General features: G+C 66.8%; 14 protein-coding genes. 8 read left to right on the top strand and 6 right to left on the bottom strand.

Features of this window, described 5'->3' with window-relative positions; translation table 11 throughout:
• Positions 1-117 precede the first annotated feature (117 nt).
• The 3 genes from gstA to AC1D09_RS13480 are packed head-to-tail and all read left to right on the top strand — an operon-like array spanning position 118 to position 2,325.
• The gene (gene gstA, locus AC1D09_RS13490) at positions 118-729 is read left to right on the top strand and encodes a glutathione transferase GstA (RefSeq protein ID WP_477661188.1); all 612 of its coding nucleotides are present in this window, start codon (positions 118-120) and stop codon (positions 727-729) included.
• A 48-nt stretch (positions 730-777) separates the two neighbouring features.
• A complete protein-coding gene (locus tag AC1D09_RS13485) occupies positions 778-1,566 on the top strand; it encodes a DUF899 domain-containing protein (RefSeq protein WP_477661187.1) in 789 nt (262 codons plus the stop codon).
• 24 nt (positions 1,567-1,590) lie between these two features.
• Positions 1,591-2,325, top strand: coding sequence for a hypothetical protein (locus AC1D09_RS13480; protein WP_477661186.1), 735 nt, complete (start codon positions 1,591-1,593; stop codon positions 2,323-2,325).
• Positions 2,326-2,358: 33 nt separating this feature from the next.
• Here AC1D09_RS13480 and AC1D09_RS13475 read toward each other — a convergent pair whose 3' ends face one another.
• Positions 2,359-3,216 (bottom strand): YhjD/YihY/BrkB family envelope integrity protein, encoded by an 858-nt coding sequence (locus AC1D09_RS13475; RefSeq protein ID WP_477661185.1) that lies wholly within the window; start codon positions 3,214-3,216, stop codon positions 2,359-2,361.
• A gap of 285 nt (positions 3,217-3,501) precedes the next feature.
• Here AC1D09_RS13475 and AC1D09_RS13470 point away from each other — a divergent pair, with 285 nt between their 5' ends.
• Both AC1D09_RS13470 and AC1D09_RS13465 read left to right on the top strand, forming a co-directional pair.
• Positions 3,502-3,978 carry a hypothetical protein gene (locus tag AC1D09_RS13470; protein WP_477701095.1) on the top strand — a complete coding sequence of 159 codons (477 nt, stop codon included), beginning with the start codon at positions 3,502-3,504 and terminating at the stop codon, positions 3,976-3,978.
• The gene (locus tag AC1D09_RS13465) at positions 3,975-4,622 is read left to right on the top strand and encodes a class I SAM-dependent methyltransferase (protein ID WP_477661183.1); all 648 of its coding nucleotides are present in this window, start codon (positions 3,975-3,977) and stop codon (positions 4,620-4,622) included. Before AC1D09_RS13470 ends, AC1D09_RS13465 begins: the two co-directional genes overlap by 4 nt.
• A 36-nt stretch (positions 4,623-4,658) precedes the next feature.
• Here the strand turns inward: AC1D09_RS13465 and AC1D09_RS13460 are convergent, their stop codons facing one another.
• The 3 genes from AC1D09_RS13460 to AC1D09_RS13450 all read right to left on the bottom strand — a co-directional run bounded on the left by AC1D09_RS13460 (position 4,659) and on the right by AC1D09_RS13450 (position 8,306).
• On the bottom strand, positions 4,659-6,176 hold the full coding sequence (locus AC1D09_RS13460) for a DegQ family serine endoprotease (RefSeq protein WP_477661182.1): 1,518 nt from the start codon (positions 6,174-6,176) through the stop codon (positions 4,659-4,661).
• A 79-nt stretch (positions 6,177-6,255) separates the two neighbouring features.
• Positions 6,256-7,650, bottom strand: a complete 1,395-nt coding sequence (locus tag AC1D09_RS13455; protein WP_477661181.1) for an ATP-binding protein — start codon at positions 7,648-7,650, stop codon at positions 6,256-6,258.
• A complete protein-coding gene (locus AC1D09_RS13450) occupies positions 7,647-8,306 on the bottom strand; it encodes a response regulator (protein WP_074577708.1) in 660 nt (219 codons plus the stop codon). The genes AC1D09_RS13455 and AC1D09_RS13450 overlap by 4 nt, the downstream gene beginning before the upstream one ends.
• Before the next feature lie 233 nt (positions 8,307-8,539).
• On the opposite strand from AC1D09_RS13450, the gene AC1D09_RS13445 reads away from it, so the two are divergent.
• Positions 8,540-9,832, top strand: coding sequence for a tetratricopeptide repeat protein (locus tag AC1D09_RS13445; RefSeq protein WP_477661180.1), 1,293 nt, complete (start codon positions 8,540-8,542; stop codon positions 9,830-9,832).
• A gap of 8 nt (positions 9,833-9,840) precedes the next feature.
• Here the strand turns inward: AC1D09_RS13445 and AC1D09_RS13440 are convergent, their stop codons facing one another.
• A complete protein-coding gene (locus AC1D09_RS13440; RefSeq protein ID WP_477661179.1) occupies positions 9,841-11,307 on the bottom strand; it encodes a rhomboid family intramembrane serine protease in 1,467 nt (488 codons plus the stop codon).
• 19 nt (positions 11,308-11,326) lie between these two features.
• The gene (gene argH / locus AC1D09_RS13435) at positions 11,327-12,736 is read right to left on the bottom strand and encodes an argininosuccinate lyase (RefSeq protein WP_477661178.1); all 1,410 of its coding nucleotides are present in this window, start codon (positions 12,734-12,736) and stop codon (positions 11,327-11,329) included.
• Positions 12,737-12,986: 250 nt separating this feature from the next.
• On the opposite strand from argH, the gene AC1D09_RS13430 reads away from it, so the two are divergent.
• Together AC1D09_RS13430 and AC1D09_RS13425 are read left to right on the top strand one after the other, a co-directional pair.
• Positions 12,987-14,051, top strand: a complete 1,065-nt coding sequence (locus tag AC1D09_RS13430; RefSeq protein ID WP_477661177.1) for a sensor histidine kinase — start codon at positions 12,987-12,989, stop codon at positions 14,049-14,051.
• Positions 14,048-14,785: a LytR/AlgR family response regulator transcription factor gene (locus tag AC1D09_RS13425; protein WP_477701094.1), complete on the top strand. Its 738-nt coding sequence runs from the start codon at positions 14,048-14,050 to the stop codon at positions 14,783-14,785. Before AC1D09_RS13430 ends, AC1D09_RS13425 begins: the two co-directional genes overlap by 4 nt.
• Positions 14,786-14,805 lie beyond the last annotated feature (20 nt).

Here is a 14,805-nt window from a genome sequence, read left to right as displayed (position 1 = left end):
AGCCCTTGCGCTGAGAGTTTCCCCGGCCTTAGGGCCACAACGAGCGCACCCGGAACCAGCACGGGTCGGGCAGCGCATTGACTGACGCAAACCGCATCGCACACCAAGGAGATCACCATGAAGTTGTATTACAGCCCCTCAGCCTGCTCGCTGTCGCCGCACATCGTGGCCCATGAGCTGGGCCTGCCCATCGAGCTTGTGAAGGTCGACGTGGTCGCCAAACGCACCGAGCACGATGAAGACTACCTCGCCATCAACCCCAAGGGCCTGGTGCCCGCGCTGCGCCTGGACGACGGCAGCGTGCTGACGGAAGGCCCGGCCGTCGTGCAATACCTGGCCGACCTCAAGCCTGAGGCGCAGCTGGTGCCCGCCCACGGCAGCATGGCGCGCTATCGCCTGCAGGAGATGCTGGGCTACCTCAATTCCGAGCTGCACCAGGGCTATATGCCGCTGTTCAACCCGGCCTGCAGCGAGGAGGTGCGCGGCGCGCGCATGGCCCACCTGCGCAAACACTACGGCCTGCTGGAAGCCGCGCTGGGCCGCGCGCCCTTCCTGCTGGGCGAGCGCTTCACCGTGGCCGATGCCTACCTGTTTGTGATGACCCGCTGGGCGGAGTTCGTCAAGCTGGACCTGTCGGCCTTCCCCAGGCTGCTGGCCTTCCAGGCGCGCATCGCCGCCCGGCCCGCCGTGCAGGCAGCCATGCGCCGCGAACAGCTCACCAGCGCCTGAGCAAAAACTTTTCCGTCACCACCCCCACTCATCACCAAGGAGCACAGCATGAACAGCACCATGACCGAAACATCCACCACCCAGCACAGCATCGTGCCCAGGGACCAATGGCTGGCCGAGCGCAAAACCCTGCTCGCGCAGGAGAAAGAACTGACACGCCTGCGCGACCAGGTTGCCCGCGAGCGCCGCGCCTTGCCCTGGGTCCAGATCGAGAAGAACTACGTCTTCGACACGCCCCAAGGCAAACGTTCGCTGGCCGAGCTGTTTGAAGGCCGGCGCCAACTCATGGTGCAGCACTTTATGTTCGGCCCGGGCTGGGAGCAGGGCTGCCCGAGCTGCTCCTACATGGCCGACCACACGGCCGGCATGCAGGTCCACCTGGAGCACCGCGACGTGACGTTTGTGGCCGTCTCGCGCGCGACCCTGCCCGAGATTGAGCGCTTTCGCCGGCGCATGGGCTGGCAGTTCGCCTGGGTGTCGTCCAACGGCGGCGACTTCAACTACGACTTCCATGTGAGCTTCAGGCCGCAGGACCGCGTCGACGGCACCGTCAACTACAACTACGGCATGACGGAATTCCCGGCCGAAGAGGCGCCCGGCATCAGCCTGTTTTACAAGGACGGCGAGGGCCGGGTCTTTCACACCTATTCGACCTACGGCCGCGGCGTGGAAGTGATGATGGGCACCTACAACATGCTGGACCTCACGCCCAAGGGCCGCGATGAGCATGATGGCTTTTACAAGATGGACTGGGTGCGCCACCATGACCGCTACGAGTCCCAGGCCGTGTTTACGCCCGCGCCTGAAGCGGTTTCGTGCTGCGGCGCAAAAGCCTGAGCGGGCCGGGCGGGCGAAAACATCATGGCAAGCCTTTGGCCCTGGCTGGTGGTGGCGGGTGTTGGCGCCCTGCATGGGCTGAACCCGGCCAATGGCTGGGCTTGCGCCGCCGCCTGGGGCCTGCGCTCGCGCGACCGCGCGCAGGCCTTGCGGGCCTTGTGGCCTGTCGCCGTGGGGCATGCCGCCTCGATTGCGCTGGTGGCGGGCGCTGTGGTGTGGGGCTTGGCCGTGGACCGCTTTGCACTGCAGATGCTCGCGGGCGGTCTGCTGGCGGCCTGTGTCGTGCTTCACCTGTGGGGCCGTGCGCCCAGGTCGGCACGCGCACCCGCGGGCCATGCCGGCCTGGCGCTGTGGTCCTTCATGATGGGCGGCGCGCAGGGCGCGGGCCTGATGCTGGTGCCTTCGCTGGTGCCGCTATGCGCGGGAGAAGCATCGCTGGCCGGGATGGACGGCTTGGGTTCACTGGCGCTGGCGTTCGCGGCCTTGGTGCTTCACACCGCAGCCATGCTGGCCGTCACCGGCCTGGTGGCCAGCGAGGTGTGCCGTGGTGTGGAGGCCGCTGCCCCTTGGCTGGACGGCCTCAGGGATTTAACCGAGCAGGCGAAACAGGCCGTAAAGCGACAGCAGGGCCGTCAACACCAGCATGCCGGTCTTGACGCCGCGGCCACCGACCAAAGTTCCGATCACGCTGCAGGCCAGGATGGCGCCGAGGATGTAAGTTGTTTTCATGCGGCAATGGTAAAGCCTTGTGCGCCGTAATTCGGCCCGAAAAGAACGGCTGTGGCTGGAAACCTACGCGCGTGAAAGCCGCCGTGTGGCCTGCGAGCTGCCGCGCGGCAGGCTGGCGCTGAGCAGCGCGGCAGCCAGCGTGACCAGCCACGAGTAATACACCCACAGCAGGAAAGCCAGCAGCGGCGCGAAGGCGCCGTAAATCGTGCGGTAGGTCGGCACATTGGCGAGGTAGATCGCAAAGCCCTGCTTGCCGAGCTCGAAGGCGACACCGGCCAGCAGGCCGCCCGCGATCGCATCGCGCCAGCGCACCACGGTGTGCGGCACAAAGCGGAACAAACAGGCAAAGCCCGCGGCGCTGAGCGCCATGGGCCCGATGTTCAGCGCGTGCGGCAGCCAGCCGGGCCGTGCCACCGGCAGCCCGCTGGAGGCGGTCGCCAAGTAAGACGCGGCCCACAGGCTGGCGCCTATCAATACCGGCCCGGTCAGCAGCATGCCGAGGTACAGGCCCAGCCGGCGCAGCAGCGGGCGCGGCTTTTTGACCTGCCAGATCCGGTTCAGCGTGGTCTCCACACTCATGAGCAGCGCCAGCGCCGACACCAGCAGCAGTGCAAAGCCGACTTGCGTGAGGCCGCCCGTATTGCCCGCGAACTGCGCGAGATACTTGAGCACCGTACGCGCGATGCCGTCCGGCAGCAGCCCGCGCAGCAAGTGCTCACGTATCGCATCCCCGGCCGCATGCAGGGCCGGTATGCGCGCGAACAAGGCAAAGCTCAGCGCCAGCAAGGGCACCATGGACATCACCATGGTGAAGGTCAGCCCACCTGCCGCCTGCGGCAAGCGCTCCTCCCGGCCACGCCGCAGCAGCCGGCTGATCAGGCCGCCGGGGTTTCTGCTACTGGTACTCGTCGTCGTTGCCATGCGGGGAATATAGCGGGGGCTGTGGGGTTTTATGCTGGGGGCTTGAGAAATGCGGGGATCTGGAGGAATGAACGCGGCGTTTGCGCGACAAAGTAGGGCTGGGCGCGCTGCGGCGTAGCGGTCAGGCCTTCATGCAAGGGAGCACAAACATCTTGTTTTCAATCTGCGTAAATCTGCGAAATCGGCGGATTCATCCGCTAAAAACCTGAACCCGCCCTAGTACCATCGCCCCTATGAAAATCCTCGGATGCTCGAGCCGCACCTCGCGCCACGCTAGAAAATAACGTGGCGACAAAATCAGAAAAACTCCTTGCGGCCTATGCACGCTTTGCGCAGGCCATTACCGCCATTCCGGATGAAAAGGCCTGGGAACTCGCGCTGGTCGCCACCGGGGTTCCAACCTTTGTTGCCGAGGCCCGTCCACAGGGTGCCAAGCCCACAAGTTCACAGGTCGTCTCCGGCCTGGAGCAGGGCTTGAAGGACATGCCCAACCTTATTAGCGAAGTGGATAGCCAGTGGCGTGGGGCGGTGTCAAAAGCGCTGCACGATGCGCTGGCGGCGGAGTACCCCGAATTTCTGCTGCTTGAAGCTGCGCGTCTCGAGAAGGTGATGGCGCGGGGGGAAATCAGGACCGAGGCCGAGTTCCATCTTGTGAGGTACAGGATGGATGTTCTGGAGGCAGAGCCGGAGTTGCCTGAGGCTTTGGGGCGGCTTTATGCTTTGGTTGAGGCGTTTAAATCCCGTGGTCAGGCTGAAACATGAAACTCGGAACACTCAAGGCCATTGGCCACAACATCATCCCCCCAGGCACCCAAGGTTACGCCGAGCAAGCCGAGGCCTTGATTCCCCAGTACGAGTCCATTCCCTTTGACAAACGCCACGAGGTCGCGCTGCATCTGTTGCCAAAGACGCCAAGCCGTATCCTGGATATAGGGGCGGGGACCGGCGTCGATGCGGCCTGGTTTGCGGAGCAGGGGCATAGTGTCCTGGCCGTGGAGCCGACGACGGAGTTTCGGACGGCGGCCATGCGGCTTCACCCCTCGCCCTTGATCGAATGGCTGGACGATGTCTTGCCCGGGCTGGAGGCTGTGCTGTCGCGTGGGCAGCGCTTTGATGTTGTGATGCTGAGCGCGGTGTGGATGCATCTTGACGAGGCGGAGCGCCGCGCCGGCATGCCCAGGCTGGTGTCGCTGCTGGCGCCGGGCGGGCTGATCCTGCTGTCGCTCAGGCACGGGCCTGTTCCCGCCGGGCGGCGCATGTTTGAGGTGTCGGGTGAGGAGACGATGGCGCTTGCGCGCCGGCACGGGCTCAGGGCCGTGCTGAATACCCAGACCGGGTCATTGCTGCCGGGCAATGTTGCCGCCGATGTCACCTGGACCCGGCTCGCCTTCAGGCAGGAAGGCTAGCGGCCCCGGGCAACACGCCGGGAGCCGCAGTTTCATTTAGCCCAGGTTGACCGGCACAAAAATCTTGCTGTCGCCGCGCTGTATCAGCAGGGCCACGGATTTTTCGGACTTGGCCACGGTGGCGCGCACCTGGTCTATGTTTTTCACGGGCACGCCGTTGATGGACAGCAGCACGTCGCCGGGCTGCACGCCGGCCAGGGCCGAGGGGCCGCTGGCTTGTTCGACGACCAGGCCGTTGTCGATGCCGGTTTCATTCTTTTCATCGGGCTGCAGCGGGCGCAGGGCCAGGCCCAGCTTGCCGTGGTTGGGGCTGTCCTTCTTCGCCACGACCTGGCCGGTTTTGTCGTCGGCGCTGCCGAGTTTGGCGCTGATTTCCTTGGCCGAGCCCTGGCGCCAGACGTCGAGCTTGAGGCTGTCGCCGGGCGCCGCCAGGCTGATGAGGGCGGGCAGGTCGCCGGAGGAGACGATGGGCTGGCCGTTGACGCGACGGATCACGTCGCCGCTTTGCAGGCCGGCCTTGTCGGCGGGGCCGCCTTTTTCAACGCTGGAGACCAGCGCGCCTTCGGGCTTGTCGAGCTTGAAGGAGTCGGCAAAAGCCTGGTTGACCTCCTGCACCGCCACGCCCAGGCGCGCATGCTCGACCTTGCCGGTGGCCACGAGCTGGTTCTTGATCTTGGCCGCCACGTCGATGGGAATCGCGAAGGACACGCCCTGGTAGCCGCCGCTGCGGGTGTAGATCTGCGAGTTGATGCCCACCACTTCGCCGCGCGTGTTGAACAGCGGCCCGCCGGAGTTGCCGGGGTTGACGGCCACGTCGGTCTGGATAAAGGGGACGGCGCTGTCGTCGGGCAGGGATCGGCCCTTGGCGCTCACGACGCCGGCGGTGACGGTGTTTTCAAAACCGAAGGGCGAGCCTATGGCCAGCACCCATTCGCCGACCTTGAGCTCGCTGACCTTGCCCAGGGTGACCACGGGCAGGTTTTTGGCTTCGATGCGCAGCACGGCGACATCGGTCTTGGGGTCGGCGCCCAGCACCTTGGCGCGGTATTCACGGCGGTCGGTGAGCTTGACGGTGACTTCTTTCGCGTCACGCACCACATGGGCGTTGGTCAGGATGATGCCGTCGGCGCTGACGATAAAACCCGAGCCCTGGCCGCGTGTGGGCATTTCCTGTTGCGGCGCGCCGTTGCGGGCGCCGGGGCGGCCCTGGCCCTGCTGGAAGCGCTTGAAGAACTCGAAGAAGGGGTCGCCGGAGAAAGGCGAATCGTCATCATCGTCACCCTGGGCGACTTCATTGCGGACCTTGGTGGTGCCGGTCACGCTGATGTTGACCACGGCCGGGCCGTAGCGCTCGGTGATCTGCGAGAAGTCGGGCAGGGCCATGGGGACGGGGGCCGCGCCGGTCGTGGCGGCGGGCGCCGTGATGGCGGGCGGCGTGGCGGCCGTGGCGGCGGAATGCAGGATGTTGATCGCGCCGACGCCGGCGCCGCCAATGGCGCCCGCGGCCAGCAATGCGGCGACAAGCCGGGTGTTCTTCAATGCAGTGGATGACATGGCGTGCTTCCTTGGGTTGGGTTACGGCACTCCGCGGTGCCGATGGACCTAACTATGGGGACACTGCCTTAGACGGGGCTTAAGCGGAGCCAGTATCCGGCGCAACCGGAAAACGCACCTCGACCCTGAGCCCGCCTAGGCGTTCGGAGCGGCCCAGCTCCAGCGTGGCGCCGTGCCGTCCGGCAATCGCCTTGACGATGGCCAGGCCCAGGCCGCTGCCGGTGGGCGGGGCGGCATCGGCGCCGTCCCCCTCCTGGGCCGCGCGGAAGAAGCGGTCGAACACACGTTCGCGGTCCTGCTCGTCTATGCCGGGGCCGCTGTCTTCCACCGCGAGCACGGTCTCGCCCTCCTGCGGGGCCAGCGACACGTCGACCCGGCCGCCGGCCGGTGTGTACTTGACGGCGTTGTCCAGCAGGTTGCGCAGCAGCACGCGCAGGGCCTCGGCCTGGCCCGTGACCTGTGGCGGCCGCGGCAAGGCGGTGCCCGCCACCATGCCCAGGTCTATCTGCTTGTGCAGGGCGTGCGGCAGCACATCGGCCACGGCAAGCTTGATGACGTCCTGCAGGTCCACGGGCACGGCGGCCGCGGCCTGGCCTGAGCCGCTTGCCCCGGCGGTTTCGCCGGCTTCTTCGCGGGCCAGCACCAGTAGCTGCTCGACCAGGCGTATCGCCCGGTCTATGCCCTGGTTGAGCCGGGCGATGCCGGCTTCGTGTTCGGCGGGCGTGCCGCCATTGCGGCGCAGGGCCTGGGCCTGCAGCTTGAGCGCGGTCAGCGGCGAGCGCAGCTCGTGCGCCGCGTCGGCCACAAAATGTTTTTGTGCCTCGAAAGCGCCGCGCACGCGGCCGAACAGCAGGTTGAGTTCGTCCACCAGGGGGCGCACCTCGTCGGGCAGGCCTTCGGCGGCCAGCGGCGACAAGTCGTCGGCGCGCCGGCCCGCCACCTGGCGCCGGGCGCGTTCAATGGGCGCCAGCGAGCGGCTGATGACCCACCAGACGGCCAGCATCAGCAGCGGCGTCAGGAACACAAAAGGCAGCACGGCGCGCACCGCCAGCGCGCGCGCGCGGGCCGAGCGCGCGTCCAGGTCCTGGGCGATCTGCACCGTCTGCAGCGCGGTCTGCAGGGTGTAGACGCGGTAGCGGTTGCCGTGGGCCTCCACGTCGGAAAAGCCCAGCACCGCGCGCGGCGGCAGCGCCGAGCGCGTGGAGCGGAAGATCTGTGTGCCGTCCTGGCCCCAGATCTGCACATAAACCTCGAAACGGTCGTCGGCGTCGGCCTCGTCCAGCGGCAGGTTGAAGGGCACGCCGCTGCGCAGCGAGCGCGCCATCTGCCGCAGGTGCTCGTCGAACATCGAATCGGCCTGCTGCAGCGCGCCGCGGTAGGCGGTGGCCGCCTGCAGCAGGGCCGCCAGGAAGATCGCGGCAAGCACAAACCAGAGCAGCCTGCGTCTTAACGAGTGCGGCGCCGGATTCTTCATTGCTTGGGCACCAGGTAGCCCAGGCCGCGCACCGTCTGGATGATGTCGTTGCCCAGTTTTTTGCGCACGCCGTGGATATAGACCTCGACGGCATTGCTGCTGACGTCGTCCTTCCAACTGAAGAGTTTTTCCTCGAGCTGGGCGCGCGAGAGCACCACGCCGGGGCGGGCCAGCAGGGGTTCCAGCACCGCCCACTCGCGCGCCGACAAAGTCACGGGCTGGCCGTTGAGGCTGGCTTCGCGCGTGGCCGGGTTCAGGCTCACGCCCTTGTGTTCAAAGGCCGGCTCGGCGCGGCCGGCGCTGCGGCGCAGCAATGCGCGTATGCGCGCCAGCATCTCGTCGGTGTCATAGGGTTTGACGACGTAGTCGTCGGCACCGGCATCCAGCCCGGCGATGCGGTCGCCGACCGCGTCGCGCGCGGTGGCCACCAGCACCGGCGTGGTGTCGCGGCGCGCGCGCAGTGCGCGCAGCACCTCAAGGCCGTCGCGCTGGGGCAGGCCCAGGTCCAGCAGCACCAGGTCGTAATGTTCGCTGCGCAGGACCTCATCGGCCATGCGGCCGTCGCGCACCCAGTCGACCGCGTAATGCTCGGCGCGCAGCACCTGCAAAACCGTCTCTCCGATCATGGCGTCGTCTTCGACCAGCAGTAAACGCATGGGGGAACCCTACTTAGAAGGTGCAAGTATGCACGCACTGACTTAGGTGGGCCTTAAAAACCGGCATCCAGTGTGCTTCCGGTTTGGCTCCTTCTCCCTCGGGGAAAAGGTTGGGATGAGGGCCTGGAGCAACACAGGGGCCCGTCTAGAATCACCGCACAACAACGGGGAGTTGAGATGGGAGCGTTGATGCAGGTGAAGCGGTCCGGTGCAACACATGGGGTGCGTTAGGCATGGCGGCCGGCAAATCTGCGGTCAAGCCGTTCTGGCACCGCCTCAACAAATTCTTTGCATTCCCGTTCCAGGCCACGCCATTGGCCTATGCCGCGTTCCTGGCGCTGTGCAGCCTTTTGCCGGGAGTGTTCTTTTTTCTCCCCAGCTTGTTCATGTGGGTGATTGTCGAGCTTGGAATTCTTCTGGCAGCCAGCCGCTACGGTTTCAAGGTCGCCGTACTCGGCTCCCGCGGCATCGCTCGCGCCAGGGACTTTCCGTCGCGGCTCGATGACGAATGGAGCAGCCTCCCCTGGAAGCTGTTTGCTGTCTTTGTCGTGCAAGGGGTCGTTCTGGGCCTCGTGGCTTCGGTCAACAGCAAGCTGGCCACCGCCGCGACTTTTGTGCTTTCCTTCCTGCTTCCGGCGACGATCATTGTGCTGGTGCAGTCGGGCAGTGCGATGCGTTCGCTGAACCCAGCCGAGATCTTGCGCGTCGTGCGTGTGATCGGTGCGCCTTATCTTGCGCTGTGTCTGTTCCTGTTTTTGCTGAGCAGTGGTGCGCAGGTCGCGCTGGCGCTGCTCCTGCCTTTGGTCAGCCTCTGGCTGCTGGTGCCGCTGTTCAACTTTGCATTTATCTATTTCGGCTGGGTCATGGCCAGCCTGCTCGGGTATGTGATGTACCAGCATCATGAGGGCCTGGACATTGACTTGCTGCCGGGCGCCGGCGCGGACGAGCTGCCGGTCGATCGCCGCAGCCCGGAACAGGTCGCGCGCCAGGAAACCGACGCGTTGGTCGCAGAGTTGGTGACCGACGGCGATATTCCCGCTGCGCTGAACATCGCCTACGAGGACCAGCGCATGCGCCCCAACGACATCGCCGCGCTGCGGCGCTATCACCGCGTGTTGCTGATGACCGATAAGACGCCGACGCTGGTCGGCCATGCAAAGCGCCTGATCGCGTTGTTGCTGCAGCAGGAGCTGGGGGCCGAAGCGGTCAGGGCCTGGCAGGATTGCCGTGCCCGCGATCCGGGGTTTGTGCTCGAAGACGCCGGACAGACGCTGGCCCTGGCACGCGCCGCCTGGCGCGCCGGCGACGCGCAGGCGGCGCTTGCCATGCTGCGCAGTTTCGACAAGCGATTTCGCGGCCACGACGCGATTCCGCAGGCCTACGAGCTGATCGCGCGGGTACTGACGCAGGGCATGCACCGCGCCGACCTGGCCCGGCCGGTGCTGGCAGTGCTCGAGGAGCGCTACCCCGACAGCGACCCGACGCGCGAAGTGCGCTGGCTGCTGCGCGACCAGCCCGCCGCGTGAACAGGTTCTCAGGCCTGCGCCAGTGCGCGTGTGGCCATATCGTTGGGCGCGAGCCGCTGCAGATGCGGCAGCCAGTAAAGGGCGCGCTCGCGCTGTCCCGCGCGCAGCCAGCCGTGCGCGCAAACACCCAGCGTGTCGGCGAGTCCCGAGTGCTCCGGCGCGCTCTTGAGCAGCGCGCGGCACAGCGTGTCGGCGTCGTCGAATTGGCGGGCGCGCGTGAAGCGGCGCGCCAGCCGTGCCATGTCGTCGGGTTTGAGCCGCGCGCCGGGTTTGGCCTGATCGAGGTAGGTCCGGTAGCTGGCATGCTGCAGCTCCAGCGTGGCGTCGTCGCTGGGGCCGAGGCGGAAGATGCGGTGGGCGGCACCGTGGAAGTCTTCGCCGGCCGGCTGCAGCCGCGCGGTGTTGAACCAGGCTCGCAGCACTTCGCCGTCGGTGGGCCGTAGCTTCGCCGCGGCGCGCCATTGCGCGCAGGCCGCGTCGAATTTCATCTCGCCCGCCAGCCGTTTGGCCTCGGCCACATGCCGTTCGAAGCCGTCGTCGGCCCGCTCTGCCGCCACGGGCGGCGGCGTGAGTTTGCGCCAGCGCATCGCCGCGGCCATCAGCAGCGCGCCCGTGAGCAGCCCGCCCAGATGCGCCATGTAGGCCACACCCTTGCCGCCTATCAGGTGCTGCAGCATCTCGTTGGCGATCCAGGCTGGCAGCAACAGCAGCGCGGGCGCCGTGACGTAATTGAAATAGAAAAACAGCTGGTAAAAAAACCGGATGCGGCGCAGGCGGTACATCACGGCATACATGCCCATCAGGGCCGAAATCGCACCGGACGCGCCCAGGCCGTAACCGCCTTGGCCGGCATAGGCCCAGCCCGCCAGCAGCGCGGCACCGAGCGCCCCCGCGAGGTAAAACGCCAGGTAAAGGCCGCGGCCCAGCGCGAGTTCGACGGAAAAGCCGAACAGGAAGAGGAACACCATGTTGCCGATCAGGTGGCTGGTGTCGGCGTGCAGGAAGGCCGAGGTGATCCAGGTCGCGGGTCGAAACGGCGCGTCCTTGGTGTTGTCCTGGGCCCAGCGGGCGGTGAATGGAGCCGGCTGCAAGGCTTCGTAGCGCCGGCGGTCCTGCTCCCACTGCGGGTGGGCAGGGTTCCCGGGCCGGATGACGAGGCCGCCGTGCAGGCGCGCCAGGAAGGGCTTTTCATATTCCAGGCCGTCGAGCAGTGCGTCGTAGCGGCGCTGCTCCAGCATGCGCCTGGCCGCCGGTGCGTGCGGGGAAGCGGTCTCTTCCAGCCAGCCGACGAAGGCGGGCAACTCCAGCTGCGGCAGGCTGCTTGAAAGATAGAAGGCTGCGGCCTTTTGCTGGGCATTTTCTTCGGCGCGCTGCGGGCCCCAGAACACCGCCATGTTCACGAGGATCAGCAGAATCGTGAGCCATGGCGGGTTACGCCAGGTCGGCCGGTTTTCCAGCGGAATTGCGTAAAACATGCCTCCGCCGGTGCTTCAGTCAGCCCAGCCGCGCACGGTGGCGCGCGATCTGCGCCTTGACCTGTGCCGGCGCCGTGCCGCCCAGGATGTTGCGGGCGTTGAGCGAGCCGCGCAGACTCAGGCAGTCGTAGACGTCTTTTTCGATTTTTGGGTTGAATTCCTGCAGCACGGCCAGCGGCAGCTCGGACAGGTCCACCGCATGGGTGGTGGCGGCCTTCACGGCATGGGCCACGGTTTCGTGGGCGTCGCGGAAGGGAATGCCTTTTTTCACCAGGTAGTCGGCCAGGTCGGTGGCGGTGGCGTAGCCGCGCAGCGCGGCCTGCTCCATGGCTTCGGGTTTGACAGTGATGCCGGCCACCATCTCGGCGAAGATGCGCAGCGTGTCTTTGAGCGTGTCGACGGTGTCGAACAGCGGCTCCTTGTCTTCCTGGTTGTCCTTGTTGTAGGCCAGGGGCTGGCCTTTCATCAGGGTGATCAGGCCCATCAGGTGGCCGACCACGCGGCCGGTCTTGCCGCGCGCGAGTTCGGGCACGTCGGGGTTTTTCTTCTGCGGCATGATGGACGAGCCGGTGGTGAAGCGGTCGGGGATGTGGATAAAGCCGAAGTTCTGGCTCATCCACAAAATCAGCTCCTCGCTCATGCGGCTGATGTGCACCATGGCCAGCGAGGCGGCGGCCGTGAACTCGATGGCGAAGTCGCGGTCGCTCACCGCGTCCAGGCTGTTCTGGCAGACCTGGGGCTTGCCGTCCTCGTCGACCATGCCCAGGGTCTTGGCGGCGCGCTCGCGGTCCAGCGGGTAGCTGGTGCCGGCCAGCGCGGCGGCGCCCAGCGGCAGGCGGTTCACGCGTTTCCTGATCTCGCGCATGCGCTCGGCATCGCGGCTGAACATTTCGACATAAGCCAGCATGTGGTGGCCGAAGCTCACGGGCTGGGCCACCTGCAGGTGGGTGAAGCCGGGCAGTATGACCTCGGCGTTTTTCTCGGCGATGTCGACCAGGGCTTTTTGCAGGTCGGTCAGCAGTCCGCCTATCAGGTCGATCTCGCCGCGCAGCCACAGGCGCACGTCGGTGGCGACCTGGTCGTTGCGGCTGCGGCCGGTGTGCAGGCGCTTGCCGGCATCGCCGACCAGCTGGGTCAGGCGCGCCTCGATGTTGAAGTGCACGTCCTCCAGGTCCAGCTTCCACTCAAAGGCGCCGGACTCGATTTCCGACGTGATCTGCGCCATGCCCTTCTGGATGTCGGCATAGTCGGCCGCGGGGATGATTTTTTGCGCGGCCAGCATCTCGGCGTGGGCCAGCGAGCCGGCGATGTCGGCCTGCCACAGGCGCTTGTCGAAGAACACGCTGGACGTGTAGCGCTTGACCAGGTCGCTCATGGGCTCGGAAAAGAGGGCAGACCAGGCTTGGGACTTTTTGTCGAATTGGTTCACGTCAGGCTTTCTTTGGGTGGCGGTCAGGGTGCCGGCCGTCCCGGGCCGTGGATTCAGGGCGCCGGATGCGCTATTCTGGGCAGCCACGGGCCGGCGACGGCCTTAATTGTCTTCCAGGCCGCCGCCGCGGGGGCGCGACCGGTGCAATACTCGGCATCACGGTGATTTTATCCATGTGCCTAAGAACCTGTTTGCGGCCTCGTTTAGGCCGCAAACAGGTTCTAATCCTCGATATCCATGCATGCACGCCATGAAGCCTTCGCTTGATCCGCAGACCTTCGGGGAATCCACCTTGCTGGGCAGCGTCATCTCTGTTGACGAGGAGCCGGCGCGGCGAAGCAGCGCGCGCGCCGGCATGTTTGACGCCTGCCAGGTCGGGGTGGTGCTGCGCGCCGTGCTGTTCGCGGAGGCCATGGTGGGCGTCACCGCCATGTTCGACGCCGACACCGCCGTCCAGTGGCTGCTGCGTTTTGCCTTGCTGACCGGCGGGGTGCTGCCGGCCACGCTGGCCTGGCTGATCGTGGCTTGCGCCCTCAAGTCACGGCTGAACCGGCTCAGGTCCTGGCTGCAGTGGACGGCCGGCGTGCTGCTGGGCGCGGGCGCGGGCCTCTACGGCTGCGGCCTGCTGTCGGTGATGGGGCTGCTGGTGCGGCCGCCCTGGTGGGCCAGCGCGGCGGCGGGTGCCCTGCTGTCGGCCATGCTGCTGGCGGGCCTGTACTGGCGCGCCAAGGCGCGCACACCGGCGGCCACGGCGGCGCGCCTGGCCGAGCTGCAGTCGCGCATACGCCCGCATTTTTTGTTCAACACCCTCAACAGCGCCATCGCGCTGGTGCGCGCCGAGCCGGCCAAGGCCGAGGCGGTGCTGGAAGACTTGAGCGAGCTGTTCCGCCACGCGCTGGCCGACCCCGCGGAATCGGTCACCCTGGGCCAGGAAATCGCGCTGGCCCAGCGCTACCTGGCCATAGAGCAGGTGCGCTTCGGCGAGCGCCTGCAGGTGCAGTGGAGCCTGGACGCCGAGGCCGACCAGGCCAAGCTGCCGCCGCTGCTGCTGCAGCCGCTGGTGGAGAATGCCGTCAAGCACGGCGTGGAGCCCAGCGCCACCGGCGCGCAGCTCAGGATTTCCACGCTCAAGCGCGGCGGCACGGTGGTGATCAAGGTCACCAACTCGACGCCGGCGGGCGCTGGCGAGCGCGGCCACGGCCTGGCGCTGGCCAATGTGCGGGAGCGGCTGGCCTTGCTGCATGATGTCGAGGCGAAATTCAGGACTGTGTTCAAGGACGGCATATTTCAGGTACGCATGGAGATTCCCGCATGAAACTCAAGGTACTGGTGGTGGACGACGAAGCGCTGGCCCGGTCGCGCCTGCGCACCCTGCTGGGCGACTGCACGGCGCCGGCCGCGGTGGTGGGTGCGGAAGCGGCCGATGCCGCGGAGGCCATGGGGGCCCTGCAGCGCGAAGCCTTTGACGCCGTGCTGCTGGACATCCGCATGCCGGGCGCCGACGGCATCGCGCTGGCCCAGATGATCGCCACGCTGCCGCGCAGGCCCGCCGTGGTGTTTGTCACGGCCCATGCCGAGCATGCGGTGCAGGCCTTCGAGCTGGAAGCCATCGACTACCTGACCAAACCGGTGCGCCTGGAACGCCTGCAGCAGGCGCTGCAGAAGGTGGAGCGCCTGGCGCAGGCCGCGCGCCCCGGCCAGCCGGCCGCCGAGGAAATGCTCATCATCCAGGACCGGGGCCGCACCGAGCGCGTGCCGCTGGCCGAGGTGATTTATTTCAAGGCCGAGCTCAAGTACATCACCGTGCGCACGGCCAGCCGCAGCTACATCCTGGACGGCTCGCTGAGCGAGCTGGAGGAGCGCCACGCGGCGCGCTTCATGCGCATACACCGCAACGCGCTGATCGCGCGGCATGCGGTGCGCGCGCTCGAAAAACATTTCGATCCCGAGGAGGGCGAGGGCTGGGCGGTGCGGCTCAACGGCATCGACGAGCTGCTGGCGGTCTCGCGCCGCCAGCTCAGCGCGGTGCGCGAGGCCATCACGACCTGACGCGCCCGGCGCCCGTCCCA

This window comes from Polaromonas sp. P1_A2, assembly GCF_056406895.1.
Note: the sequence above shows the minus strand (reverse complement) of the source record. Positions and strands in the feature narration are given on the sequence as shown.

What these genes read in the sequence shown, in the direction of transcription:
- AC1D09_RS13485 (WP_477661187.1), top strand. Translation starts at nt 778, where the DNA reads ATGAACAGCACCATGACCGAAACATCCACCACCCAGCACAGCATCGTG.
- gstA (WP_477661188.1), top strand. Translation starts at nt 118, where the DNA reads ATGAAGTTGTATTACAGCCCCTCAGCCTGCTCGCTGTCGCCGCACATC.
- AC1D09_RS13425 (WP_477701094.1), top strand. Translation starts at nt 14,048, where the DNA reads ATGAAACTCAAGGTACTGGTGGTGGACGACGAAGCGCTGGCCCGGTCG.
- AC1D09_RS13475 (WP_477661185.1), bottom strand. Translation starts at nt 3,216, where the DNA reads ATGGCAACGACGACGAGTACCAGTAGCAGAAACCCCGGCGGCCTGATC.
- AC1D09_RS13460 (WP_477661182.1), bottom strand. Translation starts at nt 6,176, where the DNA reads ATGTCATCCACTGCATTGAAGAACACCCGGCTTGTCGCCGCATTGCTG.
- AC1D09_RS13445 (WP_477661180.1), top strand. Translation starts at nt 8,540, where the DNA reads ATGGCGGCCGGCAAATCTGCGGTCAAGCCGTTCTGGCACCGCCTCAAC.
- AC1D09_RS13455 (WP_477661181.1), bottom strand. Translation starts at nt 7,650, where the DNA reads ATGAAGAATCCGGCGCCGCACTCGTTAAGACGCAGGCTGCTCTGGTTT.
- AC1D09_RS13465 (WP_477661183.1), top strand. Translation starts at nt 3,975, where the DNA reads ATGAAACTCGGAACACTCAAGGCCATTGGCCACAACATCATCCCCCCA.
- AC1D09_RS13440 (WP_477661179.1), bottom strand. Translation starts at nt 11,307, where the DNA reads ATGTTTTACGCAATTCCGCTGGAAAACCGGCCGACCTGGCGTAACCCG.
- AC1D09_RS13480 (WP_477661186.1), top strand. Translation starts at nt 1,591, where the DNA reads ATGGCAAGCCTTTGGCCCTGGCTGGTGGTGGCGGGTGTTGGCGCCCTG.
- AC1D09_RS13430 (WP_477661177.1), top strand. Translation starts at nt 12,987, where the DNA reads ATGAAGCCTTCGCTTGATCCGCAGACCTTCGGGGAATCCACCTTGCTG.
- AC1D09_RS13450 (WP_074577708.1), bottom strand. Translation starts at nt 8,306, where the DNA reads ATGCGTTTACTGCTGGTCGAAGACGACGCCATGATCGGAGAGACGGTT.